The sequence below is a fragment of the Streptomyces galbus genome (assembly GCF_005280195.1).
In the GTDB taxonomy this organism is placed as follows: domain Bacteria; phylum Actinomycetota; class Actinomycetes; order Streptomycetales; family Streptomycetaceae; genus Streptomyces; species Streptomyces galbus.
Genome location: NZ_SZPR01000007.1, coordinates 86,028 through 112,649, shown reverse-complemented (window position 1 = coordinate 112,649; position 26,622 = coordinate 86,028). Strand labels below are relative to the sequence as shown.

Below are 26,622 nucleotides of genomic sequence, written 5' to 3'. Positions count from 1 at the left end.
AGGCTGTGCGCGGTGCGGGGTGACTGGCTAGAGTCGGGGGATTACCGCTGGTCGTGGGGACGGCCGGCGCGGCACCGGTGGTGCCGGTGTCCGGGGAGGGGGCCGCGCGCAGATGAGTCGTCGCGCAACGGGTGTGGTCGGCACGTGGGCCGAGATGCAGCGGCAGCGGCAGCGTCTGCTGGAGGCCGAGGCGCGGCGCCGGCGGGCGGAGGCCCGGGAGGCCGCCACCTACCAGCGGTACGCCGCGCAGGCGCAGCGGGAGCACCGGCAGGCCGAAGCGCGCCGGCGCACCCAGGAGCTGGAAGCCCAGGTGGAGTCGCTGCGGGGGCTGTTGGCGAGCGGCACCCGGGCGCCGGCGTTCCGGGCGGACTCGCTGCTGCGGACGGAGGAGGTGGCGCCGTTCGCCCCGGGGGCGCTGGCGCACCCCCTGCCCATGCCGCACCCCGACGCCTACCCGCCCCGGGCCGCCTGGACCGCGCACCAGCGCGCCCAGGCCCAGGCGGAGGCACGCGCCCGCTTCGAGCAGGACTGGTACGCCGCGCAGGCGGCGGAGGCCCGGCGCCAACAGCAACTGGCGGCCTACCAGCAGGAGTACGAGCGGCAGACGGAGGCCCACCGGGCCGAGGTGCGGCGCCACAACGCCGGCGTCACCGAGGTGACCGACGGGGTGCGCCGCGGCGAGCCGGACGCGGTGGTCGAGTTCTTCTCGGCCGCCCTGTACGCCGCGACGGCCTGGCCCGAGGGCTTCCCCCGCCAGGTCGGCGCCGCCTACGACCCGGCGGCCCGCCACCTGGTGGTGGACTGGGAGCTGCCCGGCTTCGGCGTCGTGCCCGAGGCGAAGGCGGTGCGGTGGTCCGCCGCGGACGGCGACTTCCGGGAGACGGCCCGCCCGGTGACGCAGCGGCGGGCCCTGTACCGCGAGGTGCTCGCCCAGTCGGTCCTGCTCGTGCTGCACCAGCTCTTCGCGGCGGACCCGTTCGGCGCGCTGTCCTGCGTCACGCTCAACGGCTTCGTGGACGAGCCCGACCCGGCGACCGGCCGGCGCGCCCAGGTCTTCCTCGCCTCCGTCATGGCGGAGCGCTCCGTCTTCGACGGCCTGCGTCTGGCGGTGGTGGACCCGGTGAGCTGCGTGACGGACGGGCTGCGCGGACAGCTCTCGGCCCGCCCCGACCAGCTCACCGCCGCACGGCCCGCCCTGCGCCCCGAGGACCTCGGCGACCGCGTCGTCACGCACGACGACGGGGCCGAGGAGCCCGACCTGTCCGCCATGGACCCGATCGCCTTCGAGGGCCTGGTCGCCGAGCTGTTCCGAGCCATGGGCATGCAGGCGGTCACCACCCGGCGGTCCAACGACGGCGGCGTGGACGTCGACGCGCTCGACCCCGCCCCGATCCGCGGCGGCACGATCGTCGTCCAGGTCAAGCGGTACCGCAACACGGTGCCGCCCAGCGCCGTCCGCGACCTGTACGGCACCGTCCAGGACCGGGGCGCCAACAAGGGCGTGCTGGTGACGACGTCCGGTTTCGGCCCCAGCTCGTACACCTTCGTCCGCGGCAAGCCGCTGGAGCTGATCACCGGCCCGCAACTGGTCGACCTTCTGCACCGGCACGGCCTGCGCGGGCGGCTCGGCGACGGTACGACCACGACTCCCGCGGCCGGTGCCCCCGCCCGGCCCGCCCCGCCGGCCGACGACCACAACGTCCTCGGCATGTCGTGGTCCGGCCGGGTCGCGCTGGACGTGTGCGCGCTGGTGTGCCGGGGTGAACGGGTCCTCGGCGACGACTGGTTCGTCTTCTACAACAACCCCCGCACGCCCGACGGTTCGGTGCACGCCCTGCCCCCCGCGCCGCCGGACCGGGCGGCGGTACGGGTGGCGTTCGAGGCGCTGCCCGCCGAGGCGGACCGGCTGGTGCTGGTGGCCGCCGTGGACCCCGAGGTCGACCCGGGCGCCGACCTGTCGGGCTTCACCGACGCGCACATCCGGCTGCTGGACCCCGCCCTCGCCGAACTCGGCGTCCTGGGCGTCTCCGACGGCCGCCCCGGCGAGACGGCACTGGTCCTCGGCTCCTTCCGGCGCCGGTCCTCCGGCGACTGGGACTTCGTCCTCGGCGGCAAGGGCTACCGGGGCGGACTGGAGGAACTGGTGGGCGACTTCGGCATCGAGGTCGGCTGACGGACGGGGGGGAGCGGCCGAGGCGGCGGACGGCGGGGCGGCCCACGCCGCCACTCGGGCGGGGCCGTCGCCCCTCAGGGCGCCGCCCTCTCCGTCAGGGTCAGCCTGCCCTTGCGGATCGTGGCCAGGCGCGGCGCCTTCCGCGCGATCGCGGAGTCGTGGGTGACCATGATGAAGGTCAGACCGCGCTCCATCCACAGGGTCTCCAGGACGTCCATGATCTCGTCGCGCATGCCCTCGTCGAGGTTGCCCGTGGGCTCGTCGGCGAGGAGCACCTTGGGCTGCTTGACCAGCGCACGGGCGATGGCGACGCGCTGCTGCTGGCCGCCGGACATCTCCGAGGGCAGGTGGCCGAGGCGTTCGCCGAGACCGACCGAGCGCAGGGCCTCCGCGGCCCGCTCGCGGCGCTCCTTGACCTGTACGCCGAGCGGCACCAGCGCCGTCTCGACGTTCTCCTGGGCCGTCAGGGTGGGGATCAGGTTGAAGGACTGGAAGACGAAGCCGATGTTCTCGCTGCGCACCCGGGTGAGCCGGGCCTCCGGCAGCCGGGCCAGGTCGGTGCCGTCCAGGACCACCTCGCCGGAGGTCGGGCGGTCCAGGCCGCCCAGCATCTGCAGCAGCGTCGACTTGCCGCCGCCGGTGGGGCCCTGGATGACCAGGCGGTCGCCGTCGGCGATCGTGAGGTCCACGCCGTCCAGCGCGTGGACGGTCTCCTTGCCGCGGGTGTAGCGCTTGGTGACGCCTCTGAGTTCGTACATGGTGGGTGCAACTCCTGGGAGGGGAAGGGGAGGTCGGCGCGGGACGGCGCTACTCGACGCGGCGCAGCGCGTCCGCGGGGCGCAGGCGCGAGGCGCGCCAGCCGCCGAACGCCCCCGCGGTCAGGCCGCCGGCCACCGCGAGGCCGACCGCGATGGCCACCGTCGTGACGCTCACCGGCGCGGTCAGGGCGACGTCGAGGGTCTTGGCCGCCGCCTGCCGGCCGGGGCCGGCGAAGCCGCCGCCCGGGCCGCCGCTCCCGCCGCTCCCGCCGCCCAGTTGGGCCTGGAGGGTCGGGCTGACGGCCGTCACCGCGTAGGCGCCGGCCAGGCCCAGGGCGATGCCGAGGGCGCCGCCGAGCAGGCCGTTGACCATGGCCTCGCCGACCACCTGGCGGGTGACCCGGCCGGACTTCCAGCCCAGGGCCTTGAGCGTGCCGAACTCCCGGACGCGGCGGGAGACCGCGGAGGAGGTGAGCAGCCCGGCCACCAGGAACGCGGCGACGAGCACGGCGACGGACAGCCACCTGCCGACGCTGGTGGCGAGGGAGGACGCGGTGGACAGCGAGCCGGAGACGGTGTCCGCGAGGTCGGCGGAGGTCGTCACGGTGGTGCCCGGGACGTTCTTCCGGATCGCGGACTTGACGCTGTCGATCTTCTTCGAGTCGGTCGCCTGGACGTAGATCGTGGTGACCTTGCCGGCCGCGTCGGCGAGGGTCTGGGCCTGCTTCAGCGGGATGTAGAGGTCGGCCGCCGCGTCGCCGCTGTCGGCCGTGGCCACGCCGATCACCGTGAACTTCACGCCCTTGACGGTCACGGTGGAGCCCGCCTTGAGCTTCTTCTCCTTGGCGTAGGCCGAGTCGGCCACGGCCACCTTCGCGGCGGTCTCGGTCGTCCTGAACGTACGACCGCTGGTGATCTTCGAGGACGTCAGCGGTCCGAGGGCCGGCCGGGTGACGTCGGTGCCGTAGACCGAGTAGCTGTTGACGTCGAAGTCCGCCCCGCCGCCCTGCACCTCACCCTGGGGGGCGCCGCTGCCGCCGTTCTGGCCGGGGCCGCCCTGCCGGCCGCCGGTGCCGTTCTGCTGGAACTGGCCGCGGGTGAACTGGCCGCTGACCTTGATGACCTGCAGGCTCAGCCCGCCGACCGCGCCCCGGACGCCCTTCTGCTCGCTCACCTCGGCGACCGTGGAGGCGGCCAGGGTCTGGAAGCCCTGGACCATCACGCGGTCGCTGCTCTGCTCGGAGTCGTCGCCGCTCTCCCGCGCGTCGAACCGGAAGCGGGGGCGGTCGGAGGAGGCGGCCGTGGGTGCGGCGGCCTTGGTGACCGTCATGTCCGTCCCCAGGCCGTACAGCGACTGGAGGACCTTGTCCTGGGCCTTCCCCATGCCCGAGGACACGGAGGTGACCACGATGACCAGGGCGATGCCCAGCGCGAGGCCGGAGGCGACGACGAGGGCCGCCTTTCTGCGGCGGCGCAGTTCGCGCCTCAGGTAGGTGAAGAACATGCGCCGAAAGCTAGGGACGGCGCGTGATGACTCGATAAGGCGCGCATAAGAGCGGGATGAGAAGGCCGGGCCCGCAGAACAGCGGTGCCGCCCCCTCGGGGGCGGCACCGGGCGTGCGCGTCCGGCCCCTGGCGGGCCGGGAGGTGACGGAGCGTCAGACAGCCGAACCGGCCTTCCAGGTCGCCCAGTCGAGGTTCCAGCCGTTGAGGCCGTTGTCCGGGGCGACGGTCTTGTCGCCGGTGTTCTGCACGACCACCACGTCACCGACCATGGAGTGGGTGAAGAACCAGTAGCCCGGCGTGCCCTTGTCGTTGGCGCCCTTGGTGTCGGACAGGCCCACGCAGCCGTGGCTGGTGTTGACGCTGCCGAAGATGGACTTGGCGCCCCAGTAGTTGCCGTGCACGAAGGTGCCGGAGTTGGTCAGCCGGATGGCGTGCGGCACGTCCTTGATGTCGTACTCGCCCTTGCCGTCGTCGTCGGTGAAGCCCACGGTCGCGCCGTTCATGCGCGTCTCCTTGAACTTCTCGGACATCACCATGATGCCCTCGTACGTCTTGTTGTCGGGCGAGCCGGCCGAGATCGGGATGGTCTTGACGACCTTGCCGTCCTGCGTGACCTTCATCTGCTTGGTCTTCGCGTCGACGTAGCTGACCTGGTTGCGGCCGATGTGGAAGGTGACCGTCTTCTGCTGCACGCCGTAGACACCGCTCGCACCCTCGACGCCGTCGAGCGCCAGCTTCAGCGTGACCGTGGAGTTCGCCTGCCAGTAGTCCTGGGGGCGGCAGTCCATGCGCTGGGTGCTGAACCAGTGGCAGACGACCTCCTGGCCGCTGCTGGAGGTGACCGTGACGCCCTTCTGGACGGCGGCCTTGTTGGTGATCTGCTTGTTGAAGTTGATCGACACCGGCATGCCGACGCCCACCGTGGAGCCGTTCTCCGGCGTGAAGCTGCCTATGAAGCTGTTGGCCGGGGAGACGGTGGTGAACGAGGCGTTCTCGTGGGCGACGCGGCCGTCGGAGTCCTTGGCGCTGACGGCCAGCTTGTAGGTGGTCGAGCGCTCGAGCTGGCCGCTGGGCTTCCAGCTCGTCCTGTCGGCCGACATCTGGCCCTGCACGGCGCCGCCGTCCGCGGTGGTCATGGTGACCTCGGTGAGCGTGCCCTTGCTCACCGTGACGGCGGCGGAGTTGTTGATGGAGGCGTTGTTCGTGCCGTCCCCGGGTGTGATCTTGATCTGCGCCTCGGACGACTTCTGGGCCGCCGCCTCGTCGACGTTCGCCGACGAGGTGTCCTTGCCGCTGTCGCCGGAGGCGCTCGCGTCGCCGTCCGAACATCCAGAGAGCACCAGGATGCCGCCGAGCAGTGCGGACGCGGCCATCAGACCCTTGCGCCGCTTACTGTTCGCAATCACACGCTTCTCCATCGTTGCCGATTCCCGAAAAACCCCGAGAGTTCCCGTAAGTGACTTCAACGCCGCGACCGGTACGTCCCGTTCCACATCCACCGTATGTGTGGGGCACACCACGTCCGGGCGGTGGTGGTCCACCGGGTGGCCCGTGGTGCGGGGGTCGGTCCGTGCGCCCCTTGAGACGACGAGACCCCGGACGGTGGTTGCCGCCCGGGGTCACGATTTCCCCGGAACGCTCAGCCGATGCCGTCGCCTGCGTGCTCGTCCTCATCTTCCTCGACATCATCCTCGTCGAGATCCCAGTCGGGCGAGTCCGGGTCGTAGTCGATCCGCTCACTCGACCAGGACGCCTGCTGGAGTTCGACCCCGGGCACCTCGCTGACCAGGCTGAACGGGTCGACGAGGTACGCGAGCGCCTCCGCGGTGTCTTCCGTCACAGCACCCTGGGCGTGGGTGCGCTCCTCGTCGGACATCTCCGGGTCGTCGCCGATGCGCCGCAGGGCCGCCCCGGTCACGGCGTCGCCGTCCGCCACCTCCAGGACCAGTTCCACCCGGAGCCGTACAAAACGTGATGTCTCTTCAGTGCTCATGCCCGGGAGCGTACGGCTCCTGGCGCCCGTGACTTTCCCGTGACCCGCAGCTTTCACTACCATCGCCCCACACGGCCAATTCGCCAGCGCCACAAGGGGATCGATATTCCGTGTCATCCGCTCGCCGTCCTTTGCTGACCGCCACCGCCGCGGGGACGCTGCTGTGCGCCCTCTGGTTCGTCCCGACCGCCAACGCCACCCAGGAGACGGGCACGGCGGACAGAGCGGGAACGGCCACGAGGACGACGACGCAGGTCAGCACGCAGGCCCGGGCCACCACGGCGGACGCCGCGGGCACGGCCACGGGCAGCGCCGCCGCCGCCCGATCGGCCGCGGACACCAGCGCCGACCCGGCCGCCGCCGACGGGCTGTCCGACGCCGGGGCCCGGCTCGCCGACACCGGCAGCTTCGACACCACGCCCTACCTGGTGGGCGGCACGACCCTGCTCGCGCTGGGCGCCGGCTTCGTGGTCTATTCCGTCCGCCGGGAACGCCTGGGGTTTTGACAGAACTTGACGAACCTTTGACAGGACGTTCATAGTCCGCCCATGAAGAGATCATCGGGGGCGCGGCTGTGCGCCACGGCAGCCGCGAGCGTTCTGTCGCTCGCCCTCATCACGGGGTGCTCCGACGCGTCGGACGACACCAAGGGATCCGGCAAGGACGCGGGCGGGGCGAGCGCGTCGGCCGCGTCGCCCACGCCGGCCGCCGAGGCGCTCACCTCGGCCGAGCTGGAGAAGCTGCTCCTCGCCCAGGGCGAGGTCAAGGGCTACAAGGTCGACTCGGGCGACGACACCCTCCCGAAGTCCAAGTCCGGCGTGAAGACCGACAAGGCCGCCTGCGACCCGCTCGCCTGGGCCACCGCCGGACTCGCCCCGGGTGACACGACCGCGAACGCCAGCAACTCCGTCACCGAGGCCAAGACCCCGGGCACCGCGGCCCCGTCGGACCCCGCGGCCGGTCTCGAGGACGCCTTCGACGTGAACCTCACGTTCGTGGGCCTGTCCTCGTACGAGGGCGACGGCGCCCAGAAGGCCATGAAGGCGGTCTCCGACGGCGTGGTCGCCTGCGCCGGCGGCTTCGGCCTGGCCGCCGACGGCGAGAAGTCCAAGGTCACCAAGGTGTCCGCGGAGAAGGGCTCGGGCCTGGGCGACGAGTCGGTCGCGTTCGCCGAGTCCGTCGACATGGACGGCGAGGGCACGGCCACCTTCCACACCGAGGTGGTCCGCAAGGGCAGCACCGTCGCCTCGTTCTACACGGTCAACTTCGCCGCGCTCGCGAGCGGTGAGCCGACGGCCATCCCGGCGGCCGTGACCCAGGCGCAGATCGCCAAGCTCAAGTAACCGCGCACGCACCGCCGTCGCGTACGGCGTCGGGGCCCCGCCACCCGCCGGCGGGGCCCCCGCGCGTCTCAGCGCAGCGGGCCGGTGACCTTCTCGGCCGCGGCGACCAGCAGGCCGTCGCGCACGAAGGCGTCGGCCGCGGCGAGGTCGGGCGCGAGGAAGCGGTCGGGCCCGGGACCCTCCACGCCCGCCTCCCGTACGGCGTCGATGACGGCCCGGGTGGCCGGCGCCGGGGTCAGACCCTCGCGCAGCTCCACCGCCCGCGTGGCGGCGTACAGCTCGATGGCGAGGACGCGCGTGAGGTTGTCCACGGCCGTGCGCAGCTTGCGCGCCGCCGACCAGCCCATCGACACGTGGTCCTCCTGCATCGCGGAGGACGGGATGGAGTCCGCCGACGCGGGGACGGCGAGCCGCTTCATCTCGCTGACCAGGGCGGCCTGCGTGTACTGGGCGATCATCAGGCCGGAGTCGACGCCCGGGTCGTCCGCGAGGAACGGCGGCAGGCCGTGGCTGCGGTTCTTGTCCAGCAGCCGGTCGGTGCGGCGCTCGGCGATCGAGGCGAGGTCGGCGGCCGCGATGGCGAGGAAGTCCAGGACATAGGCGACCGGGGCGCCGTGGAAGTTCCCGTTGGACTCCACGCGTCCTCCCCCAGAGCCGAAAGCCTGGGAGGTGCCCCCAGGCAGCACCACGGGGTTGTCGACGGCGGCGGCCAGCTCCCGCTCGGCGACGAGGCGGGCGTGGGCGAGGGTGTCCCGGCCGGCGCCGGCGACCTGCGGGGCGCAGCGCACGGAGTAGGCGTCCTGGACGCGCGGGGCGTCGTCCTGGTGGTGCCCGGTGAGCTGCGAGTCCTTCAGGACGGCGAGCATGTTGGCGGCCGAGGCGCCCTGTCCCGGGTGCGGCCGGATGGCGTGCAGCTCCGGCGCCAGCACCTTGTCCGTGCCGAGCAGCGCCTCCAGGCTGAGGGCGGCGGTGATGTCGGCGGACGTGTAGAGCCGGTCCAGGTCGGCCAGGGCCATGACCAGCATGCCGAGCATGCCGTCGGTGCCGTTGAGGAGGGCCAGGCCCTCCTTCTCGCGCAGCTCGACGGGGGCGATGCCGTGCTCGGCGAGCAGCTCGGCGGCGGGCCGTACGGTGCCGTCGGGGCCCTCGGCGTCGCCCTCACCCATCAGCGCGAGCGCGCAGTGGGAGAGCGGGGCGAGGTCGCCGGAGCAGCCGAGCGAGCCGTACTCGTGGACGACCGGGGTGATGCCGGCGTTGAGCAGGTCGGCCATGGTCTGCGCGACCTCGGGCCGCACGCCGGTGTGACCGGAGCAGACGGTCTTCAGCCGCAGGAACATCAGGGCGCGCACGACCTCGCGCTCGACCCGCGGCCCCATGCCGGCGGCGTGCGAGCGGACGATGTTGCGCTGGAGCTGGGTGCGCAGCTCCTGGCTGATGTGCCGGGTGGCCAGGGCGCCGAAACCGGTGGAGACGCCGTAGACGGGGTCGGGCTTGGCCGCCAGCGCGTCCACGATCTCGCGGGCCGCGGCGAGGGCCGCGACCGCCTCGTCGGAGAGCTCGACCCGGGCGCCGCCGCGCGCCACGGCGAGGACGTCGGACGCGGTGACGCCGGACGTCCCCACCACCACAGTGTGCATATCCATATTCAGGAGCGTACGCAGTGAATTCCGGGATGTCACCAGTGGGGGTGGGGTTCACCCCTTACCGATTGCGTCACACCGGGTGCGGGCGACGGTCGCGGCTCACGTCAGGGGCGCCCCCGGAAGCGGCGGCGCTCGGCGCCGGTCTCGCCGTCGGGGGTGTCCGGCGCGTCCGCGAGGCGGACCACCGGGTCGTCGGGGCCCTCGCGGCCGGCGACCACGGGCCGTGCCGCGTGCTCGGCCTTGGCCCGGTACTGCGCGGCGTCCGCCAGCCGGAACAGCCGGCGGGCGGAGCGCACCGGGCCGACCGGGTCCCCGGTGGAGGCGACCCCGCAGGCCACGCCGTCGCCCAGTTCCAGCTCGCCGGCGCGGCGGCACAGCTCGTCGGCGACCTTCACCACGTCGTCGGCGGGCGGGCCGACGGCCAGCAGGCAGAACTCGTCGCCGCCGAGCCGGGCCGCGAGCGCGCCGGGCAGCATCGCCCCGCACAGCGACAGCACCGACCCGAACCGCTCCAGCAGCCGGTCGCCCACGGCGTGCCCGAGGGTGTCGTTGACCCGCTTGAGCCCGTTGAGGTCGCACACGACCAGGCTGACGACGGTCCCTTCCCGCCGGTAGCGCTCCACCGCCTCCTCCAGGCCCACGTCGACCGCGCGCCGGTTGGCCAGGCCGGTCAGGGCGTCGGTGAAGGCCAGGCGGCGCGCCTCCTCCAGGCGCTCGGTCTGGGCGAGGCCGGCGGAGACCACGGAGGCGAGCACGGTGGCGAAGTCGGCGTCGGCGCGGTCGAAGACCGGGGCGCCGGTGGAGCGGGCCACGTACAGCTCGCCCCAGGCGCGGCCGTGCAGGACGATCGGGGCGACCACGCAGGACCCCCGGCCCCGGCGCCGCAGCGCCGCCACGCGCTGGTGGCAGTAGCCGGGCTCGCCCGCGGCCCCGCCGTCGGCGGTCTCCACCCAGGCGTTGGGCTCGCCGCCGGTGATCCAGCGCTCGTGCAGGAACTCGGTGATCTCCGGGAAGCGGTGCACGGGGTACGCCTCGTCCTGCGGGAACTCCTCCTCGTCGGCGGCGCGGTCGCCGACGTTCACCAGGACGCGCAGGAGTCCGAGCTCGCGCTCCCACACCGAGAGCGCGGCGAACGTCCCGGCCAGCGCGCGGCACGCGCCGAGGGCGGCCGCGCGCCAGGACTCCTGGGGCGTGTGCGCCGCGGCCATCCCCTGCGCCAGCGCCACCACGGCGGCGAGCCGTCTGTCGTCACCCATCCACCCAGGCTAGGGACATTCGGGCGGAAAGGTACGGAAAGGAGCCGCCGATGCGGCGCATGGGCTAGACGTGAGGCACGTGGTGCACGGGGGCGGTCCCCCTACTCCCCCGGCCACTGGGGCTTGCGCTTCTCGTTGAACGCCGCGACGCCCTCCGCACGGTCGCCCGAGAACGCCACCGTGCGCCAGGCCGCGTCCTCCACCTCCAGGCCGGCCCGCAGGTCGAGGCCCTGGCCGAGGCGCAGGGCGCGCTTGGCCGCGCGCACGCCGACGGGCGAGTTCGCGGCGATGCGCGACGCCATCGCCAGCGCCTCCTCCCGGTCCCGGCCCTCGTCCACCAGCACGTCCACCAGCCCCAGCTCGCGCGCCTCGGCCGCCTCCACCCGGCGTGCCGTGAACACCAGCTCCGCCGCCCGCGCCGCGCCGACCCGGCGCGGCAGCAACTGCGTCCCGCCGCCGCCCGGCAGCACGCCCACCGACACCTCCGGCAGACCCACCACGGCCGTACGGTCGGCCACGATCACGTCGCACGACAGCGCCAGCTCGAAGCCGCCGCCGAGCGCGTACCCGTGCACCGCCGCGATCACCGGCACGGGCAGCTCCAGCACGCCGGTGTACGCCCCCCGCGACACCGGCCGCTGCCGCAGCAGCTCCGCGTCGCTGAGGGAGTTGCGCTCCTTCAGGTCGGCCCCCACGCAGAACGCCCGCTCGTGCGTCGACGTCAGCACCACGACCCGTACGTCCCGGTCCTCGCCCAGCGCCGTGCACGCCCCGGCGATCGCCCGGGCCATCCCCGACGAGACGGCGTTCATGGCCTTCGGCCGGTCGAGGGCCAGCTCCGCCACGTGCCCGCCCTCGTGCCGCCGCACCAGGACGAACTCCCCGAACCGCTCCTCGCTCATGACACCCTCCTGGTTAACGCGGGTTAACTGATCCGCTCGCCCGATCATCGCAGCCGGGCCCGCCGGGGGAAAGAGCAGACCGGCCCGCCGGGTGTTCCAGGAACCCGGGACCGACTACCCGTTCGAGTGACAAACCCCCTGAGGCCCGGCCGTTCACCCACACGAGCGCATAGCGTGCGTCCGCCACGGCGCACAGGTCCCGTGGGGGGCGCGGGGGCGCGAAGGCATCGGAGAGGGAACGCGATGACGAACACGCCGGCGAGAACGACGGCCACGACATCGACCACGACGACGCAGCCCACGGCACCCCCGACGGCGACGGCGGAAGGGACCGGGGGCGCCGGGCCGGGGGCGGAGGCCCGGCTGGGGGCAGTCGCCCCGCCCCCGGCAGCCGCGGGCACCACGCCGCACGAGACGGCCCCCGCCGACGGCCCGGCCCCGGCCGCAGCCGAGGAACCCCCGCACGGCACCGCACCGGCCGACCAGCCCCCGTCCCAGCCGCAGCCACCGGCACCAGCACCGGCATCAGCACCGGCACCGGCACCGGCACCGGCACCGGAGGCGACGACCGCCGACCGCCCGGGCGAGCCGCAGGCGCCCGCGGCCGGGAGCGGCGGTGGCGGCGGCACGTCGACGCCCCCGGCGTCCCCCGCCCCGGGGGAACCGGCGGCAGCGGCAGGCTCCCGAAGCCGGGCCCGCACCCCCGTACCCCCCGCCCCGGCCGACGCCTCCACCGGCCGTGGCCGGCACCGGCGGCGGCGCCCCCGGAGGTCCCTGCTCGCCGTCGGCGGGCTGCTCGTGGCCGTCGCGGTGCTGAGTCTCGTCCGGCTCGCCCCGGAGTCCGGGGTCGGCGGGCTCGGCACCGCGGAGGCCGAGCCCCGTACCGACCACCGCTCCGGTGCCACCGCCGGCCCCGACCGCCCCGACCGCGCGGGCAACGCCGCCGCCACCGTCGCCGCCCGGGCCACCGCCGCCCCCTCGGCGACGCCCCCGCCGGCCGGCGTGACCCCGCCCGCCGTTCCGGGCGCGGCGGCCGCACCGACGTCCGTCACCGTGGTCCCGAGGAGCAGCGCGGCGGCACGCCCCGGGGCACCCGCCCCGCACCGGACACCGTCCGCGCCCGGCCCCGTCCCGACCACCCGTCCGCCCGCGCCGCCGGCCACCACGGCCCCGGCGCCCCCGCCGAGCAGCGCGCCGCCCGCCCCCGCGCCCACTCCCCGCGGGCCCGGTTTGTGCGTGCCGCTCATCGGGCTGTGCGTGGACCTGCTGGACGCGCCGCTGCTGCCGGGCGCGGCTACTCCGGGTCGTCCCGCCGGCTGAGCAGCCAGGGCTCGACCACGCCGAGGCCGCGCACCGGGCGCTGCCACATCGGCCGGAGCGCGAAGCGGTACGTCGGCGGCTCCTCGCCCTCCTTCTCGGCGGCCGCCGCCTCCTCGGCCGCCTCGGCCTCCGAGGTGGGCGCCTCCCCGGTGCGGATCAGCTCCTCCGCGAAGGCGCTGTCGACCAGCACGGCGTCCCGGGGCGCTATCGAGGTGAGCCGGGAGGCGAGGTTCACGGTCGTCCCGAAGACGTCGCCCATCCGCGTGGTGACCGTGCCGAACGCCATGCCGACGCGCAGCTCGGGCATCGTCTCGTCGTTCGCCATCGTCTCGATGAGCCGCAGGCCGATCTCTGCGGCGGTGCCGGCGTCGTCGGCGGCGTAGAGCACCTCGTCGCCGAGGGTCTTGATCAGGCGCCCGCCGCGGGCGGCGACGAGGTCGGCGGCCGTCGTCTCGAACGCCTCGACCAGCTCGCCGAGTTCCTCCTCCTCCATCCGGCGGGTCAGCCGGGTGAACCCGACGAGGTCGGCGAAGCCGACGGCGAGGCGCCGGTCGACCATCTCCTCGTCGTCGCCGGTCTGCACGACCCGGCCGGCCGAGGCGGCGAGCTGGCGGCGCCAGACGTAGACGAGGAACTCCTCCAGCTCGGGCAGGAGCAGCTCGACGATCGGGTACGTCACCTCGGTGCGGGTCATGCCCGGCTCGGGGGGCTCGGTCAGGCCCTCCAGGAACGAGTCGATCTGCCATTCCGCCAACCGGGCGGTGGTCTGCCCCGTGGACCGCGCCACCTGGACCGCCATGGCCTCGCTGAGCAGCCCCGCCTCGACGAGGCCGGCGAGCCGGCGCAGGGCCAGGACGTCGGCCTCGGTGAGGGCCCGGGCCTGGCCGATGTCGGCGAAGCCCATGGCGCGCCAGAAGCGGGACGCCAGCTCCATGGAGACACCGGCGCTGCGCGCGGCCTGGAACGGCGTGTAGCGGCGCTCGGCGCCCAGGATGAGCTGTTCGAGGCGCAGCGCGAGCGGGTCCTCGCCCGCGTCGCCGGGCTGCGCGTCCGCGCCCGAGCCCGTGTCGTCGACGGTCACGCCTGCTGCCCTTCCGATCTACCGCGGTCAGGTATCGACCGGCCTCAACTCTACGGCAGGTGTGCGCCAGCTCACTCCGAGAGCCGGAGCGGGGGCCGTGGCCCGCTGTCGGGTACGGAACGGGCGGCGATCGCGTTCAGGGCCGCCCGCGTCCCACTCTCCCTGCTCCCCGGGGGGGTGTCTCGTCGATCAGGCCGGGCTCGCGGCGTCCGGCACCGCGCCTCGCCGCGTTGTCGTCGGTCCCCGATGCTCCGCATCGGCTCCCTCCTCCGCCTTGCGATGCACGGCACCAGACGCCGCTCCCTGATCCGGCCTGACCGACGAGACACCCCCTAGGCCGGCCGCAGGTGGACGATGTCGCCCGCGCCCACCGGCTCCCGCAGGCCGTCCGGCGTCGCCAGGACGAGGCGGCCGTCGCCGTCGACCGCGATCGCCTCGCCGACCACCGACCGGTCCCCGGGCAGCTCGGCCCGCACCACCCGGCCCAGGGTCGCGCAGCCCGCCGCGTACGTCTCCTGCACGCCGCTGGGGCCGGGGTCGCCGTCGGCCGCGCGCCAGCGCCCGTACCAGTCCTCCAGGGACCGCAGGACCGCCCGCAGCAGCGGGTCCCGGTCCGTGGTGACCGCTCCGGCCAGCGCGAGGGAGCCGGCCTGCGGCACGGGCAGCTCCTCGGCGCGCAGGGAGACGTTCACGCCGACGCCGACGACCACCCCGTCGGGGCCGGCCCGCTCCGCGAGGATGCCGCCGGCCTTGCGCTCCTCGTCGCCGACGGTCACCAGCAGGTCGTTGGGCCACTTCAGGGCCGTGTCGACGCCGGCCGCCCGGGACAGGCCCGTCGCGACGGCGACCCCGGTGAGCAGCGGCAGCCAGCCCCAGCGGGCCACCGGCACCTCGGCCGGGCGCAGGTACACGGAGAAGAACAGCCCCGAGCGGGCCGGCGCCGACCACCGGCGGTCCAGGCGGCCCCGGCCCGCCGTCTGCTCCTCGGCGACCAGGACCGCGCCCTCGGCCGCCGTCCCGTCCGCGACCCGTGCGACCAGGTCGCTGTTGGTGGAGCCGGTGCGCTGGACCACCTCGATGCCGGACCAGAGCCCGCCCTCGCGGACCAGGCCCCGGCGCAGGGCCGTCGCGCCGAGGGGCGGGCGTCCGAGGTCGGACCACCGGCTGCTGTTCGCGTCTGCTGCATCTCGCGGCGTCATGCAAGCCACCCTAGGTGTGGTAAACGCCGCACTGCCGATCCGGAGGGCCCCCACTACGCTACGGATGAGTAACCGTCCCCCCTTTTGAGCAGGCAGGGAGCCGCATCCCGATGTCCGAGCCGGAAGAGCGTCACGAGATCCAAGGGATCGACATCCACACGACCGCGGGCAAGCTCGCGGACCTCCAGCGCCGGATCGAGGAGGCGACGCACGCCGGCTCCGCACGCGCCGTCGAGAAGCAGCACGCCAAGGGCAAGCTGACGGCCCGTGAGCGCATCGAACTCCTCCTGGACGAGGGTTCGTTCGTGGAGCTGGACGAGTTCGCCCAGCACCGCTCCACGCACTTCGGCCTGGAGAACAACCGCCCCTACGGCGACGGCGTGGTCACCGGCTACGGCACCGTCGACGGCCGTCCGGTCGCCGTGTTCTCGCAGGACTTCACCGTCTTCGGCGGCGCGCTGGGCGAGGTCTACGGCCAGAAGATCGTCAAGGTGATGGACTTCGCGCTGAAGACCGGCTGCCCGGTCATCGGCATCAACGACTCCGGCGGCGCCCGCATCCAGGAGGGCGTGGCCTCGCTGGGCGCGTACGGCGAGATCTTCCGCCGCAACACCCACGCCTCGGGCGTGATCCCCCAGATCAGCCTGGTCGTCGGCCCGTGCGCGGGCGGCGCGGTGTACTCGCCCGCGATCACCGACTTCACGGTGATGGTCGACCAGACGTCCCACATGTTCATCACCGGCCCCGACGTCATCAAGACGGTCACCGGGGAGGACGTCGGCTTCGAGGAGCTGGGCGGCGCCCGCACCCACAACGCGGTCTCCGGCGTCGCCCACCACATGGCGGGCGACGAGAAGGACGCCATCGAGTACGTCAAGCAGCTCCTGAGCTACCTGCCGTCCAACAACCTCTCCGAGGCGCCGGTCTTCCCCGAGGAGGCCGACCTCTCGGTCACGGACGAGGACCGCGAGCTGGACACCCTCGTGCCGGACAGCGCGAACCAGCCGTACGACATGCACACGGTGGTCGAACACGTCCTGGACGACGCCGAGTTCTTCGAGACCCAGCCGCTGTTCGCGCCGAACATCCTGACCGGCTTCGGCCGGGTGGAGGGCCAGCCGGTCGGCGTGGTCGCCAACCAGCCGATGCAGTTCGCCGGCTGCCTGGACATCACCGCGTCCGAGAAGGCCGCCCGGTTCGTGCGCACCTGCGACGCGTTCAACATCCCCGTGCTGACCTTCGTCGACGTGCCCGGCTTCCTGCCCGGCGTCGGCCAGGAGCACGACGGCATCATCCGCCGCGGCGCCAAGCTGATCTACGCCTACGCCGAGGCCACCGTCCCGCTGATCACCGTGATCACCCGCAAGGCGTTCGGCGGGGCCTACGACGTGATGGGCTCCAAGCACCTGGGCGCCGACCTCAACCTGGCCTGGCCCACGGCCCAGATCGCCGTCATGGGCGCCCAGGGCGCCGTCAACATCCTGCACCGGCGCACCCTCGCCGAGGCCGAGGCGAACGGCGAGGACGTCGAGGCGGTGCGGGCCCGGCTGATCCAGGAGTACGAGGACACCCTCCTCAACCCCTACGTCGCGGCCGAGCGCGGCTACGTCGACGCCGTGATCATGCCGTCCGACACGCGCCGCCAGGTCGTCCGCGGCCTGCGCCAGCTGCGCACCAAGCGCGCGTCCCTGCCCCCCAAGAAGCACGGCAACATCCCCCTCTAAGGAGTCGCTGTGACCATCAAGGTCGTCCGGGGCAACCCGACCCCCGAGGAGCTCGCCGCCGCCCTGGCGGTGGTCCGGGCCCGCGCCGCCGCGGCCGCGGCACAGCCGAGCGGCGCCGAACCCCCGCGGGCCGCGTGGTCCGACCCGTCCCGCATCGCCCACCGCCGGGTGCCCCGCCCCGGCCCCACGTCCTGGAGCCGCACCTACTGGCCGGGCTAGGCGAGGCCCGCCCGGCTCCCCCGGCGAGTTGAGTACGCGTACTCAGGCGCGGCCCCGCCCGGAGGGGGCACGCTGGGGGGATGCTGTGGCAAGACCGCGACGACGAGCCGCCGAAGGAACTGCGCGACACGCAGGACATGCTTCGGCGGCTCGGTTTCCTCATGGCCCTGGCCATGTTCCTGGTCATGATCGTGATCGGCCTCAGGTGAGCCGGACGGCCGACCCTGACTAACCTGATCGCATGACCGAGATGCACCGCAGGCGACTCGTGCTCGCCTCCCAGTCCCCCGCCCGGCTGGGCCTGCTGCGCCAGGCCGGTTTCGCTCCCGAGGTGATCGTCAGCGGGGTCGACGAGGACGCCGTCAGCGCTCCCACGCCGGCCGAGCTGGCCCTGGCCCTGGCCGAGGCGAAGGCGTCCGTCGTGGCCGCCCGCCCGGACGTGAAGGGCGCGCTGGTGATCGGCTGCGACTCGGTGCTGGACCTGGACGGCCGGGCGCTCGGCAAGCCCGCCGACGCCGAGGAGGCGACCGCCCGCTGGAAGGCGATGCGCGGCCGCGCGGGCACCCTGCAGACGGGGCACTGCGTCTACGACACGGCGAGCGGACGGTACGCCTCCGCCACCGCGTCCACGGTCGTGCACTTCGGCGACCCGACGGACGAGGAGATCGCCGCCTACGTCGCCTCGGGCGAACCCCTCCACGTCGCAGGGGCGTTCACGCTCGACGGCCGTTCGGCGCCGTTCGTCGACCGCATCGACGGCGACCACGGCAACGTGATCGGGCTCAGCCTGCCCCTGCTGCGCAGGCTGCTCGCGCAGCTCGGCACCGGCATCACGGAGTTGTGGGCGCCGGCGGAGGACTGACCGGGGAGCCGCCGTCGCCCCGGGGCTCCTCGGGGCCCGTGGGCGCGTCCTGGGGCGCCGTGGGGCCGCCCCGGGCCGGGCCGGCCGCCGGGCGGTCGTACGTCATCAGGAGCAGCACGATGAGGGCGAGCACGACGACCATGTACAGGAACGCCGGCCAGCCCATCAGGCCCCAGGCGAAGGCGCCGAGCAGGGCGTGCACCACGGCGGCGCTGACCAGCAGGACACGCCCGAGGCCGGCCGGCGGGCGGTCGCGGACCGCGACGAGCAGGGCGACCAGCCCGCAGGCGGCGAAGTAGAGGCCGAAGACCACGCCGCCGATCTTGGACGACGTCGACATGGTGTCCGGGTCGAGGCCGGCCAGGGACATGTCCTGGCGGTCGACGACGACCCCGAGGAACCAGTTCACCGCGGCGATGCCGAGCGCCTCCACCAGGAGGACGACCGCCACGATCCACGCCACCGGCCTGCGCACCACCGGTCCCCACCCACTTCCGAGCCGTTCGCGCCCTCCGGCGCCCTTCGAGCAGGACTCCTGTTACCTCAAGTACGTTCGAGACAGCGTGAACGCTACTAACGGGTAAACCGGGGGACAAGACTTGCGGCGCGGGCAAAGAATCATTGGGCCATTCGTAGGGACTCCACAAAGAAACAGAGTGGGCCGCAGCACGCTCTTACAGAGACCTTGGCCACATGGGGAGGCTAGGGTTTCCCCGAGGAGTCCTGCGTATCGCCGTACTACAAGGGATTTCGGGGGTCGAGCGAGCCTCGCATCACGCTCCGTGTGGGCAAGCTCACCTTTGGGGACGACTCGTAGTGCCGTGTCGGCAGTCCCTAAACTCGGCTTGTTTCAAGGAGGGAGCCTCAATCGTGCGCAAGGTGCTCATCGCCAACCGTGGCGAAATCGCAGTCCGCGTGGCCCGGGCCTGCCGGGATGCCGGTATCGCGAGCGTGGCCGTCTACGCCGACCCGGACCGGGACGCTCTGCATGTCCGCGCCGCGGATGAGGCGTTCGCCCTGGGCGGTGACACTCCCGCGACCAGCTATCTGGTGATCGACAAGATCCTGGACGCCGCCCGGGAATCCGGCGCGGACGCCGTCCATCCGGGCTACGGCTTCCTGTCGGAGAACGCCGAGTTCGCCCAGGCGGTACTGGACGCGGGCCTGATCTGGATCGGCCCGCCCCCGCAGGCCATCCGCGACCTCGGCGACAAGGTCGCCGCCCGGCACATCGCCCAGCGCGCCGGCGCGCCCCTGGTCGCCGGCACCCCCGACCCGGTCTCCGGCGCGGACGAGGTCGTCGCCTTCGCCAAGGAGCACGGCCTGCCCATCGCGATCAAGGCCGCCTTCGGCGGCGGCGGCCGCGGCCTGAAGGTCGCCCGCACCCTGGAGGAGGTCCCGGAGCTGTACGACTCCGCGGTGCGCGAGGCGGTGGCCGCGTTCGGCCGCGGCGAGTGCTTCGTGGAGCGCTACCTGGACCGCCCCCGGCACGTGGAGACCCAGTGCCTGGCCGACAAGCACGGCAACGTGGTCGTCGTCTCCACCCGTGACTGCTCGCTGCAGCGCCGCCACCAAAAACTCGTCGAGGAGGCGCCCGCGCCGTTCCTGAGCGAGGCCCAGGTCGCGGAGCTGTACCGCGCGTCCAAGGCGATCCTGAAGGAGGCCCGCTACGAGGGCGCGGGCACCTGCGAGTTCCTCGTCGGCCAGGACGGCACGATCTCCTTCCTGGAGGTCAACACCCGCCTGCAGGTCGAGCACCCGGTGACCGAGGAGGTCGCGGGCATCGACCTGGTGCGCGAGATGTTCCGCATCGCCGACGGCGAGGAGCTCGGCTACGGCGACCCCGAACTGCGCGGCCACTCCTTCGAGTTCCGCATCAACGGCGAGGACCCGGGCCGCAACTTCCTGCCGGCCCCCGGCACGGTGACCCGGTTCGAGGCCCCGTCCGGCCCGGGCGTGCGCCTGGACGCGGGCGTGGAGTCCGGCTCGGTCATCGGCCCGGCCTGGGACTCCCTGCTGGCCAAGCTGATCGTCAGCGGCCGCACCCGCAAGGAGGCCCTGGAGCGGGCGGCCCGCGCGCTGGACGAGTTCCAGGTCGAGGGCATGGCCACCGCCATCCCGTTCCACCGCACGGTGGTGCGCGACCCGGCGTTCGCGCCGGAACTGACCGGTTCCCAGGACCCGTTCACGGTGCACACCCGGTGGATCGAGACCGAGTTCGTCAACGACATCAAGCCCTTCACCGCGCCGGCCGACGCCGAGGCGGACGAGGAGGGGGCCGGCCGTGAGACGGTCGTCGTCGAGGTCGGCGGCAAGCGCCTGGAGGTCTCCCTGCCCTCCTCCCTGGGCATGAGCCTGGCCCGCACGGGTCTGGCGGCCGGGGCCAAGCCCAAGCGCCGCGCGGCGAAGAAGTCCGGCCCCGTCGCCTCCGGCGACACCCTCGCCTCCCCCATGCAGGGCACCATCGTCAAGGTGGCCGTCGAGGAGGGCCAGGAGGTCAAGGAAGGCGACCTCGTCGTCGTCCTGGAGGCCATGAAGATGGAGCAGCCCCTCAACGCCCACAAGAGCGGCACCATCAAGGGCCTCAGCGCCGAGATCGGCGCCTCGGTCACCTCGGGCGCGGCGATCTGCGACATCGCGGACTGACCCGCCCGCGCACGCCGTCCACGGTTCCCCGCGTCCTCACCAGGGCGCGGGGAACCGCGCGTTCGGGGGTGCCGACCGGACGTCCGGCGCGTCCCCGGCGGGGTCAGCGGCGGCGCATGTCCGCGACGCGGGCCCGTTCCTGGGGGGCCGGCTGGTCGCGGTCCCGGTCGCCCAGGGCGGTGGCCGCGCGGAGCCCCGGGCCGCGCCGCGGCGCGGGCAGGGGCACGTCCTGGCGGTGCCGGCGGGTCGCCGGGCCGCCGTCACCGCCCGGGCTGCCGTTTCCCGACGGGGTCGCCCCCGCCACGGCGATCTGGACACCCTGGTCGGCCAGAGCCTGCAGCTCGGTCTGGGCCCGGTCGTCGTGCGCCGGGGGCTCGTCCGTCACCAGGCGGGTGATGAGGTCCGTCGGCACGGTCTGGAACATGGTGTCGGTGCCCAGCTTGGTGTGGTCGGCGAGGACCACGACCTCCGCGGCGGCCTGCACGAGGGCGCGGTCCACCGAGGCGGAGAGCATGTTGGACGTGGACAGGCCGCGCTCGGCGGTCAGCCCGCTGCCGGAGAGGAAGGCGCGGGACACCCGCAGCCCCTGCAGGGACTGCTCGGCCCCGCTGCCGACGAGGGCGTAGTTGGAGCCGCGCAGGGTGCCGCCGGTCATCACGACCTCGACGCGGTTGGCGTGGGCCAGGGCCTGGGCCACCAGCAGCGAGTTGGTGACGACGGTCAGCCCGGGGACGCGGGCCAGCCGGCGCGCGAGTTCCTGGGTGGTGGTCCCCGCCCCGACCACGATGGCCTCGCCCTCTTCGACGAAGGTGGCGGCGAGGTCGGCGATGGCCGTCTTCTCGGCGGTCGCGAGATGGGACTTCTGCGGAAAGCCGGACTCCCGCGAGAACCCGCCCGGCAGTACCGCACCGCCGTGCCGGCGGTCGAGGAGTCCTTCTGCCTCCAGTGCGCGCACGTCCCGCCGTACGGTCACTTCGGAGGTCTGGACGACGCGGGCGAGCTCCCGGAGCGATACCGCCCCGTTCGCGCGCACCATTTCGAGGATCAATTGACGACGTTCTGCAGCGAACACGAAACTGACAGTAACGCGGGCGACCGTCTGCTTTCAGCTCTTTGCGCCGAATAACAGAAGTTGTTCGCACGGTGGGGCGGGAAGTGGTATAGGGGTCGAATCACCCCTGTCGTCCCTCTCCCGGGCCCCGCGCGTCCTCGCCGGCCCCCGCCGACCTGCGGGGGAGCCGGTGTCCCGGTCAGACCTCGCCGGCCGTCTTCCGGGTGTGCAACTGCCGTGCCACTTCCGCGATCGAGCCCGAAAGGGACGGGTACACGGTGAAGGCGTTCGCGATCTGTTCGACCGTCAGGTTGTTGTCGACGGCGATCGAGATGGGGTGGATCAGTTCCGAGGCGCGGGGCGCCACGACCACGCCGCCGACCACGATGCCGGTGCCCGGACGGCAGAAGATCTTGACGAAGCCGTCGCGGATGCCCTGCATCTTGGCGCGCGGATTGCGCAGCAGCGGCAGCTTGACCACCCGGGCGTCGATCTTGCCGCCGTCCACGTCGGCCTGGGTGTAGCCCACGGTGGCGATCTCGGGGTCGGTGAAGACGTTCGAGGAGACCGTCTTCAGGTTCAGCGGGGCCACCGCGTCGCCGAGGAAGTGGTACATGGCGATGCGGCCCTGCATGGCGGCGACGGACGCGAGGGCGAAGACCCCGGTCACGTCGCCGGCGGCGTACACGCCGGGCGCGGTCGTGCGGGAGACCTTGTCGGTCCAGATGTGGCCCGACTCGCGCACCTTGACGCCGGCCTCCTCCAGGCCCAGCCCCTCGCTGTTCGGGATGGCGCCGACGGCCATCAGGCAGTGGCTGCCGGTGATGACCCGGCCGTCGGCGAGGGTGACCTCCACCCGGTCCCCGACGCGCTTGGCGGACTGCGCGCGGGAGCGGGCCATGACGTTCATGCCGCGGCGACGGAAGACGTCCTCCAGGACGGCGGCGGCGTCCGGGTCCTCGCCGGGCAGCACGCGGTCGCGGGAGGAGACCAGGGTGACCTTGGAGCCGAGGGCCTGGTAGGCGCCGGCGAACTCGGCGCCGGTCACGCCGGAGCCGACCACGATCAGCTCGTCGGGCAGCTCGGTGAGGTCGTAGACCTGGGTCCAGTTGAGGATGCGCTCGCCGTCCGGCTGGGCGTCGGGCAGCTCGCGCGGGTGTCCGCCGGTGGCGAGCAGCACGGCGTCGGCGGTGAGGGTCTCCTCGGTGCCGTCGGCGGCGGTGACGACGACCTTGCGGGAGCCGTCGAGGGCCTGCATGCCCTCCAGCCGGCCCCGGCCGCGCAGCACCCGGGCGCCGGCGCGGGTGACGGAGGCGGTGATGTCGTGCGACTGGGCGAGCGCGAGGCGCTTCACCCGGCGGTTGACCTTGCCCAGGTCCACGCCGACCACCCGGGCCGCCTGCTCCAGCGGCGGGGTGTCGTCGGCGACGATGATGCCCAGCTCCTCGTAGGAGGAGTCGAAGGTGGTCATCACCTCGGCCGTGGCGATCAGGGTCTTCGACGGCACGCAGTCGGTCAGCACCGACGCCCCGCCCAGACCGTCGCAGTCCACGACGGTCACCTCCGCGCCGAGCTGCGCGGCCACCAGCGCCGCTTCGTAGCCGCCGGGTCCGCCACCGATGATCACGATCCGAGTCACGTACCCCATTGTCCCGCACGCTTCAAGGTGCTTCCGCCCGGGGGCGCCGGGAGGGGCACCCGGTGCCCCTGGGGCACGGGTGGCGCGCGGACCCCTGCCGTACCCTCGTCGCATGTCGCTCTACGCCGCGTACGCCGGCAATCTCGACGCCCGGCTGATGACGCGCCGCGCCCCGCACTCGCCGCTGCGCGCCACCGGCTGGCTGAGCGGCTGGCGGCTCACCTTCGGCGGCGAGCACATGGGCTGGGAGGGCGCGCTGGCGACGCTCGTCGAGGACCCGGTGTCCCAGGTCTTCGTGGCGCTGTACGACATCGCCCCGATGGACGAGGAGTCGCTGGACCGCTGGGAGGGCGTCGGCCTCGGGATATACCGCCGGGTCCGGGTGCGGGCGCACACCCTGGACGGCGAGGAGAACGCGTGGGCGTACGTCCTCGACGGCTACGAGGGCGGCCTGCCGTCGGCCCGCTACCTCGGGGAGCTCGCCGACGCGGCGGAGTCGGCGGGAGCGCCGTACGACTACGTGACGGAGCTGCGCAAGCGCCCCTGCTGACGTCCGTCGGCCGTCCGCCGGGAGGGGTCCGGCGGGCTCGTTGGAAACGACAAGACAACGATCGCCGTCCCGTGCGCTCTGTCATCTACGCGCGTAGGCCGGGACCGGCTACCCTCATCGGCGTGAACGCATCTCTTCTCCCGGACGACATCCAGGGCGACCCCCTCGCGGCCGCCGACGCCGCCGCCGCGCGCCTGCGCGAACTGACGGGCGCCGAGACCCACGACGTCGCCCTCGTGATGGGCTCCGGCTGGGCCCCGGCGGTGGACGCCCTGGGCGCCCCCGACGCCGAGCTCCAGGTCACCGAGCTGCCCGGCTTCCCGCCGCCGGCGGTCGAGGGTCACGGCGGCAAGATCCGCTCGTACCGCATCGGCGACAAGCGGGCGCTGGTCTTCCTCGGCCGCACGCACTTCTACGAGGGCCGGGGCGTCGCGGCGGTCGCGCACGGGGTGCGCACCGCGGTGTCGGCCGGCTGCAAGACGATCGTGCTGACCAACGGCTGCGGCGGTCTGCGCGAGGGCATGCGTCCCGGGCAGCCGGTCCTGATCAGCGACCACATCAACCTGACGGCGACCTCGCCGATCGTCGGCGCGAACTTCGTGGACCTGACCGACCTGTACTCGCCGCGGCTGCGGGCGCTGTGCAAGGAGATCGACCCGACGCTGGAGGAGGGCGTGTACGCCCAGTTCCCCGGCCCGCACTACGAGACGCCGGCGGAGATCCGGATGGCGCGGGTCATCGGCGCGGACCTGGTCGGCATGTCGACGGTGCTCGAGGCCATCGCGGCGCGGGAGGCCGGGGCCGAGGTGCTGGGCATCTCGCTGGTGACCAACCTCGCCGCCGGGATGACCGGCGAGCCGCTGAACCACGAGGAGGTCCTCCAGGCGGGCCGCGACAGCGCCACCCGCATGGGCTCCCTGCTGGCCCAGCTCCTCGGCCGCCTGTAGCCCCGGCGTCAGGGGGCCCGGCCGGCCCCCTGGCACCGGGACGGTCCGAACGACGGGCCCCGACGGCCCACCGCACCCACACGAGAGGCTGACCCGACGTGCACGACGACCTGACCGCCCGGGCCCGGGCGTGGCTGGCCGAGGACCCGGACCCCGAGACCCGCGACGAGCTGGCCGCCCTCCTCGCCTCCGGTGACACCGCCGAACTCGCCGTCCGCTTCGGCGGCACCCTGCAGTTCGGCACCGCCGGGCTGCGCGGCGAGCTGGGCGCCGGCCCGATGCGCATGAACCGCTCGGTCGTCATCCGCGCCGCCGCCGGCCTGGCCGCGTACCTGAAGAAGAACGGCACCCCGCACGGCGGCGCCGACGCCGGTCTGGTCGTCATCGGCTACGACGCCCGCCACAAGTCGGCGGACTTCGCCCGGGACACCGCCGCCGTGATGACCGGCGCGGGCCTGCGCGCGGCCGTCCTGCCCCGCCCGCTGCCGACCCCGGTGCTCGCGTTCGCCATACGGCACCTCGGCGCGGTCGCCGGCGTGGAGGTCACCGCCAGCCACAACCCGCCGCGCGACAACGGCTACAAGGTCTACCTGGGCGACGGCTCCCAGATCGTCCCGCCCGCCGACGCCGGCATCGCCGCGGAGATCGACGCGGTCGCCGCGCTCGCCGACGTGCCGCGCCCCGACGGGGGCTGGCAGACGCTGGACGACTCCGTGCTGGAGGCGTACCTCGCGCGCACCGACGCCGTGCTGTCGCCCGGCTCGCCGCGCACCGCCCGCACCGTCTACACGGCGATGCACGGCGTCGGCAAGGACGTCCTGCTCGCCGCGTTCGCCCGGGCCGGCTTCCCCGCGCCCGTGCTGGTCGCCGAGCAGGCCGAGCCCGACCCGCTGTTCCCGACCGTGGCCTTCCCCAACCCGGAGGAGCCCGGCGCGATGGACCTCGCCTTCGCCACGGCGCGGGAGACCGGCCCCGACCTGGTGATCGCCAACGACCCGGACGCCGACCGCTGCGCGGTGGCCGTCCAGGACGGCGGCGCCTGGCGCATGCTGCGCGGCGACGAGGTGGGCGCGCTGCTCGGCGCGCACCTGGTGGCCCGCGGCGCGCGCGGCACCTTCGCCGAGTCGATCGTCTCCTCCTCCCTGCTCGGCCGGATCGCCGAGAAGGCGGGCCTGCCCTTCGAGGAGACCCTGACGGGCTTCAAGTGGATCGCCCGCGTCGACGGCCTGCGCTACGGCTACGAGGAGGCGCTCGGCTACTGCGTGGACCCGGAGGGCGTGCGCGACAAGGACGGCATCACCGCGGCCCTGCTCGTCACCGAGCTCGCCTCCGTCCTCAAGGCCGAGGGCCGCACCCTCGTGGACCTGCTGGACGACCTCGCCGTCGAGCACGGGCTGCACGCCACCGACCAGCTCTCGGTGCGGGTGCAGGACCTGTCGGTCATCGCCGACGCCATGCGCCGGCTGCGCGAGCACCCGCCGGCGGAGCTGGCGGGCCTGCCCGTCACCCGCGCCGAGGACCTGAGCCGCGGCACGGAGTCGCTGCCGCCGACCGACGGCCTGCGCTACACGCTCGACGGCGCCCGGGTCGTGGTCCGCCCCAGCGGCACCGAGCCCAAGCTGAAGTGCTACCTGGAGGTGGTCGTGCCGGTCGACGGCCACGCCGGCCTCCCGGCGGCCCGGGCCACGGCGGCCGGCCTCCTCACGGCGATCAAGCGGGACCTGTCGGCGGCGGCCGGCATCTGAGACCGGGACCCCGCTTCCGGGCGGGGCCCGTGGACCCGTGAACCCGGCGAGGGGCTCGCGCCCGG

The 26,622-nt window shown here is 73.8% G+C and carries 24 protein-coding genes; 12 read left to right on the top strand and 12 right to left on the bottom strand.

What is annotated here, in order from left to right; genetic code table 11:
* Nucleotides 1-112 precede the first annotated feature (112 nt).
* A complete protein-coding gene (locus tag E4U92_RS03930; RefSeq protein WP_137298824.1) occupies nt 113-2,173 on the top strand; it encodes a restriction endonuclease in 2,061 nt (686 codons plus the stop codon).
* Nucleotides 2,174-2,247: 74 nt separating this feature from the next.
* Here E4U92_RS03930 and E4U92_RS03925 read toward each other — a convergent pair whose 3' ends face one another.
* From E4U92_RS03925 to E4U92_RS03910, 4 genes are all read right to left on the bottom strand, one after another.
* Entirely contained in the window at nt 2,248-2,931 is a 684-nt protein-coding gene (locus E4U92_RS03925) for an ABC transporter ATP-binding protein (RefSeq protein ID WP_137298823.1), read from the bottom strand.
* A gap of 49 nt (nt 2,932-2,980) precedes the next feature.
* Nucleotides 2,981-4,435: an ABC transporter permease gene (locus tag E4U92_RS03920; RefSeq protein ID WP_137298822.1), complete on the bottom strand. Its 1,455-nt coding sequence runs from the start codon at nt 4,433-4,435 to the stop codon at nt 2,981-2,983.
* 154 nt (nt 4,436-4,589) lie between these two features.
* A complete protein-coding gene (locus tag E4U92_RS03915; RefSeq protein WP_174863689.1) occupies nt 4,590-5,855 on the bottom strand; it encodes a L,D-transpeptidase in 1,266 nt (421 codons plus the stop codon).
* 221 nt (nt 5,856-6,076) lie between these two features.
* Nucleotides 6,077-6,430 (bottom strand): hypothetical protein, encoded by a 354-nt coding sequence (locus E4U92_RS03910; protein WP_168725025.1) that lies wholly within the window; start codon nt 6,428-6,430, stop codon nt 6,077-6,079.
* Between the two features lie 110 nt (nt 6,431-6,540).
* Here E4U92_RS03910 and E4U92_RS03905 point away from each other — a divergent pair, with 110 nt between their 5' ends.
* Entirely contained in the window at nt 6,541-6,936 is a 396-nt protein-coding gene (locus E4U92_RS03905; protein WP_137298820.1) for an LPXTG cell wall anchor domain-containing protein, read from the top strand.
* Between the two features lie 42 nt (nt 6,937-6,978).
* Complete coding sequence (locus tag E4U92_RS03900) at nt 6,979-7,773, top strand: hypothetical protein (RefSeq protein WP_137298819.1); 795 nt, start codon at nt 6,979-6,981, stop codon at nt 7,771-7,773.
* Between the two features lie 68 nt (nt 7,774-7,841).
* Here E4U92_RS03900 and hutH read toward each other — a convergent pair whose 3' ends face one another.
* From hutH to E4U92_RS03885, 3 genes are all read right to left on the bottom strand, one after another.
* A complete protein-coding gene (hutH, locus tag E4U92_RS03895; protein ID WP_137298926.1) occupies nt 7,842-9,410 on the bottom strand; it encodes a histidine ammonia-lyase in 1,569 nt (522 codons plus the stop codon).
* A gap of 110 nt (nt 9,411-9,520) precedes the next feature.
* The gene (locus tag E4U92_RS03890) at nt 9,521-10,672 is read right to left on the bottom strand and encodes a GGDEF domain-containing protein (protein ID WP_137298818.1); all 1,152 of its coding nucleotides are present in this window, start codon (nt 10,670-10,672) and stop codon (nt 9,521-9,523) included.
* Between the two features lie 101 nt (nt 10,673-10,773).
* Nucleotides 10,774-11,574 carry an enoyl-CoA hydratase/isomerase family protein gene (locus tag E4U92_RS03885; RefSeq protein ID WP_137298817.1) on the bottom strand — a complete coding sequence of 267 codons (801 nt, stop codon included), beginning with the start codon at nt 11,572-11,574 and terminating at the stop codon, nt 10,774-10,776.
* Between the two features lie 243 nt (nt 11,575-11,817).
* Here E4U92_RS03885 and E4U92_RS36480 point away from each other — a divergent pair, with 243 nt between their 5' ends.
* Nucleotides 11,818-12,894, top strand: coding sequence for a hypothetical protein (locus E4U92_RS36480; RefSeq protein ID WP_229863123.1), 1,077 nt, complete (start codon nt 11,818-11,820; stop codon nt 12,892-12,894).
* Here E4U92_RS36480 and E4U92_RS03875 read toward each other — a convergent pair.
* Nucleotides 12,869-13,975 (bottom strand): adenylate/guanylate cyclase domain-containing protein, encoded by a 1,107-nt coding sequence (locus E4U92_RS03875; RefSeq protein WP_137298816.1) that lies wholly within the window; start codon nt 13,973-13,975, stop codon nt 12,869-12,871. The genes E4U92_RS36480 and E4U92_RS03875 overlap by 26 nt on opposite strands.
* A 332-nt stretch (nt 13,976-14,307) precedes the next feature.
* Nucleotides 14,308-15,174: a biotin--[acetyl-CoA-carboxylase] ligase gene (locus E4U92_RS03870; protein ID WP_137298815.1), complete on the bottom strand. Its 867-nt coding sequence runs from the start codon at nt 15,172-15,174 to the stop codon at nt 14,308-14,310.
* 110 nt (nt 15,175-15,284) lie between these two features.
* Between E4U92_RS03870 and E4U92_RS03865 the strand changes: the two genes are divergently transcribed.
* From E4U92_RS03865 to E4U92_RS03855, 4 genes are all read left to right on the top strand, one after another.
* Entirely contained in the window at nt 15,285-16,898 is a 1,614-nt protein-coding gene (locus E4U92_RS03865; protein ID WP_137298814.1) for an acyl-CoA carboxylase subunit beta, read from the top strand.
* 9 nt (nt 16,899-16,907) lie between these two features.
* Nucleotides 16,908-17,117: an acyl-CoA carboxylase subunit epsilon gene (locus tag E4U92_RS03860; protein WP_067239946.1), complete on the top strand. Its 210-nt coding sequence runs from the start codon at nt 16,908-16,910 to the stop codon at nt 17,115-17,117.
* A gap of 80 nt (nt 17,118-17,197) precedes the next feature.
* Complete coding sequence (gene mmpB, locus E4U92_RS36990) at nt 17,198-17,326, top strand: morphogenic membrane protein MmpB (RefSeq protein ID WP_268253539.1); 129 nt, start codon at nt 17,198-17,200, stop codon at nt 17,324-17,326.
* A 32-nt stretch (nt 17,327-17,358) separates the two neighbouring features.
* A complete protein-coding gene (locus E4U92_RS03855; protein ID WP_137298813.1) occupies nt 17,359-17,979 on the top strand; it encodes a nucleoside triphosphate pyrophosphatase in 621 nt (206 codons plus the stop codon).
* Here the strand turns inward: E4U92_RS03855 and E4U92_RS03850 are convergent.
* On the bottom strand, nt 17,948-18,457 hold the full coding sequence (locus tag E4U92_RS03850) for a hypothetical protein (protein ID WP_137298812.1): 510 nt from the start codon (nt 18,455-18,457) through the stop codon (nt 17,948-17,950). The two genes, E4U92_RS03855 and E4U92_RS03850, sit on opposite strands and share 32 nt — an antisense overlap.
* Before the next feature lie 392 nt (nt 18,458-18,849).
* Here E4U92_RS03850 and E4U92_RS03845 point away from each other — a divergent pair, with 392 nt between their 5' ends.
* Entirely contained in the window at nt 18,850-20,625 is a 1,776-nt protein-coding gene (locus E4U92_RS03845; RefSeq protein ID WP_137298811.1) for an acetyl/propionyl/methylcrotonyl-CoA carboxylase subunit alpha, read from the top strand.
* A gap of 103 nt (nt 20,626-20,728) precedes the next feature.
* Here the strand turns inward: E4U92_RS03845 and E4U92_RS03840 are convergent, their stop codons facing one another.
* Both E4U92_RS03840 and E4U92_RS03835 read right to left on the bottom strand, forming a co-directional pair.
* Nucleotides 20,729-21,697, bottom strand: coding sequence for a DeoR/GlpR family DNA-binding transcription regulator (locus E4U92_RS03840; RefSeq protein WP_137298810.1), 969 nt, complete (start codon nt 21,695-21,697; stop codon nt 20,729-20,731).
* Between the two features lie 178 nt (nt 21,698-21,875).
* Nucleotides 21,876-23,324, bottom strand: a complete 1,449-nt coding sequence (locus E4U92_RS03835; RefSeq protein ID WP_137298809.1) for an NAD(P)H-quinone dehydrogenase — start codon at nt 23,322-23,324, stop codon at nt 21,876-21,878.
* Nucleotides 23,325-23,427: 103 nt separating this feature from the next.
* On the opposite strand from E4U92_RS03835, the gene E4U92_RS03830 reads away from it, so the two are divergent.
* The 3 genes from E4U92_RS03830 to E4U92_RS03820 all read left to right on the top strand — a co-directional run bounded on the left by E4U92_RS03830 (nt 23,428) and on the right by E4U92_RS03820 (nt 26,557).
* On the top strand, nt 23,428-23,865 hold the full coding sequence (locus E4U92_RS03830) for a gamma-glutamylcyclotransferase family protein (protein ID WP_137298808.1): 438 nt from the start codon (nt 23,428-23,430) through the stop codon (nt 23,863-23,865).
* Between the two features lie 122 nt (nt 23,866-23,987).
* Nucleotides 23,988-24,812 (top strand): purine-nucleoside phosphorylase, encoded by an 825-nt coding sequence (locus E4U92_RS03825; protein ID WP_137298807.1) that lies wholly within the window; start codon nt 23,988-23,990, stop codon nt 24,810-24,812.
* A 98-nt stretch (nt 24,813-24,910) separates the two neighbouring features.
* Nucleotides 24,911-26,557, top strand: a complete 1,647-nt coding sequence (locus E4U92_RS03820; protein WP_137298806.1) for a phospho-sugar mutase — start codon at nt 24,911-24,913, stop codon at nt 26,555-26,557.
* Nucleotides 26,558-26,622: the final 65 nt, after the last annotated feature.

Bases quoted from the DNA above. Each gene is read 5' to 3' on its own strand.
- E4U92_RS03890 (WP_137298818.1), bottom strand. From the start codon at position 10,672: ATGGGTGACGACAGACGGCTCGCCGCCGTGGTGGCGCTGGCGCAGGGG.
- E4U92_RS03900 (WP_137298819.1), top strand. From the start codon at position 6,979: ATGAAGAGATCATCGGGGGCGCGGCTGTGCGCCACGGCAGCCGCGAGC.
- hutH (WP_137298926.1), bottom strand. From the start codon at position 9,410: ATGCACACTGTGGTGGTGGGGACGTCCGGCGTCACCGCGTCCGACGTC.
- E4U92_RS03885 (WP_137298817.1), bottom strand. From the start codon at position 11,574: ATGAGCGAGGAGCGGTTCGGGGAGTTCGTCCTGGTGCGGCGGCACGAG.
- E4U92_RS03925 (WP_137298823.1), bottom strand. From the start codon at position 2,931: ATGTACGAACTCAGAGGCGTCACCAAGCGCTACACCCGCGGCAAGGAG.
- mmpB (WP_268253539.1), top strand. From the start codon at position 17,198: ATGCTGTGGCAAGACCGCGACGACGAGCCGCCGAAGGAACTGCGCGAC.
- E4U92_RS36480 (WP_229863123.1), top strand. From the start codon at position 11,818: ATGACGAACACGCCGGCGAGAACGACGGCCACGACATCGACCACGACG.
- E4U92_RS03930 (WP_137298824.1), top strand. From the start codon at position 113: ATGAGTCGTCGCGCAACGGGTGTGGTCGGCACGTGGGCCGAGATGCAG.
- E4U92_RS03920 (WP_137298822.1), bottom strand. From the start codon at position 4,435: ATGTTCTTCACCTACCTGAGGCGCGAACTGCGCCGCCGCAGAAAGGCG.
- E4U92_RS03915 (WP_174863689.1), bottom strand. From the start codon at position 5,855: ATGGAGAAGCGTGTGATTGCGAACAGTAAGCGGCGCAAGGGTCTGATG.
- E4U92_RS03830 (WP_137298808.1), top strand. From the start codon at position 23,428: ATGTCGCTCTACGCCGCGTACGCCGGCAATCTCGACGCCCGGCTGATG.
- E4U92_RS03870 (WP_137298815.1), bottom strand. From the start codon at position 15,174: ATGACGCCGCGAGATGCAGCAGACGCGAACAGCAGCCGGTGGTCCGAC.
- E4U92_RS03910 (WP_168725025.1), bottom strand. From the start codon at position 6,430: ATGAGCACTGAAGAGACATCACGTTTTGTACGGCTCCGGGTGGAACTG.
- E4U92_RS03855 (WP_137298813.1), top strand. From the start codon at position 17,359: ATGACCGAGATGCACCGCAGGCGACTCGTGCTCGCCTCCCAGTCCCCC.
- E4U92_RS03865 (WP_137298814.1), top strand. From the start codon at position 15,285: ATGTCCGAGCCGGAAGAGCGTCACGAGATCCAAGGGATCGACATCCAC.
- E4U92_RS03835 (WP_137298809.1), bottom strand. From the start codon at position 23,324: ATGGGGTACGTGACTCGGATCGTGATCATCGGTGGCGGACCCGGCGGC.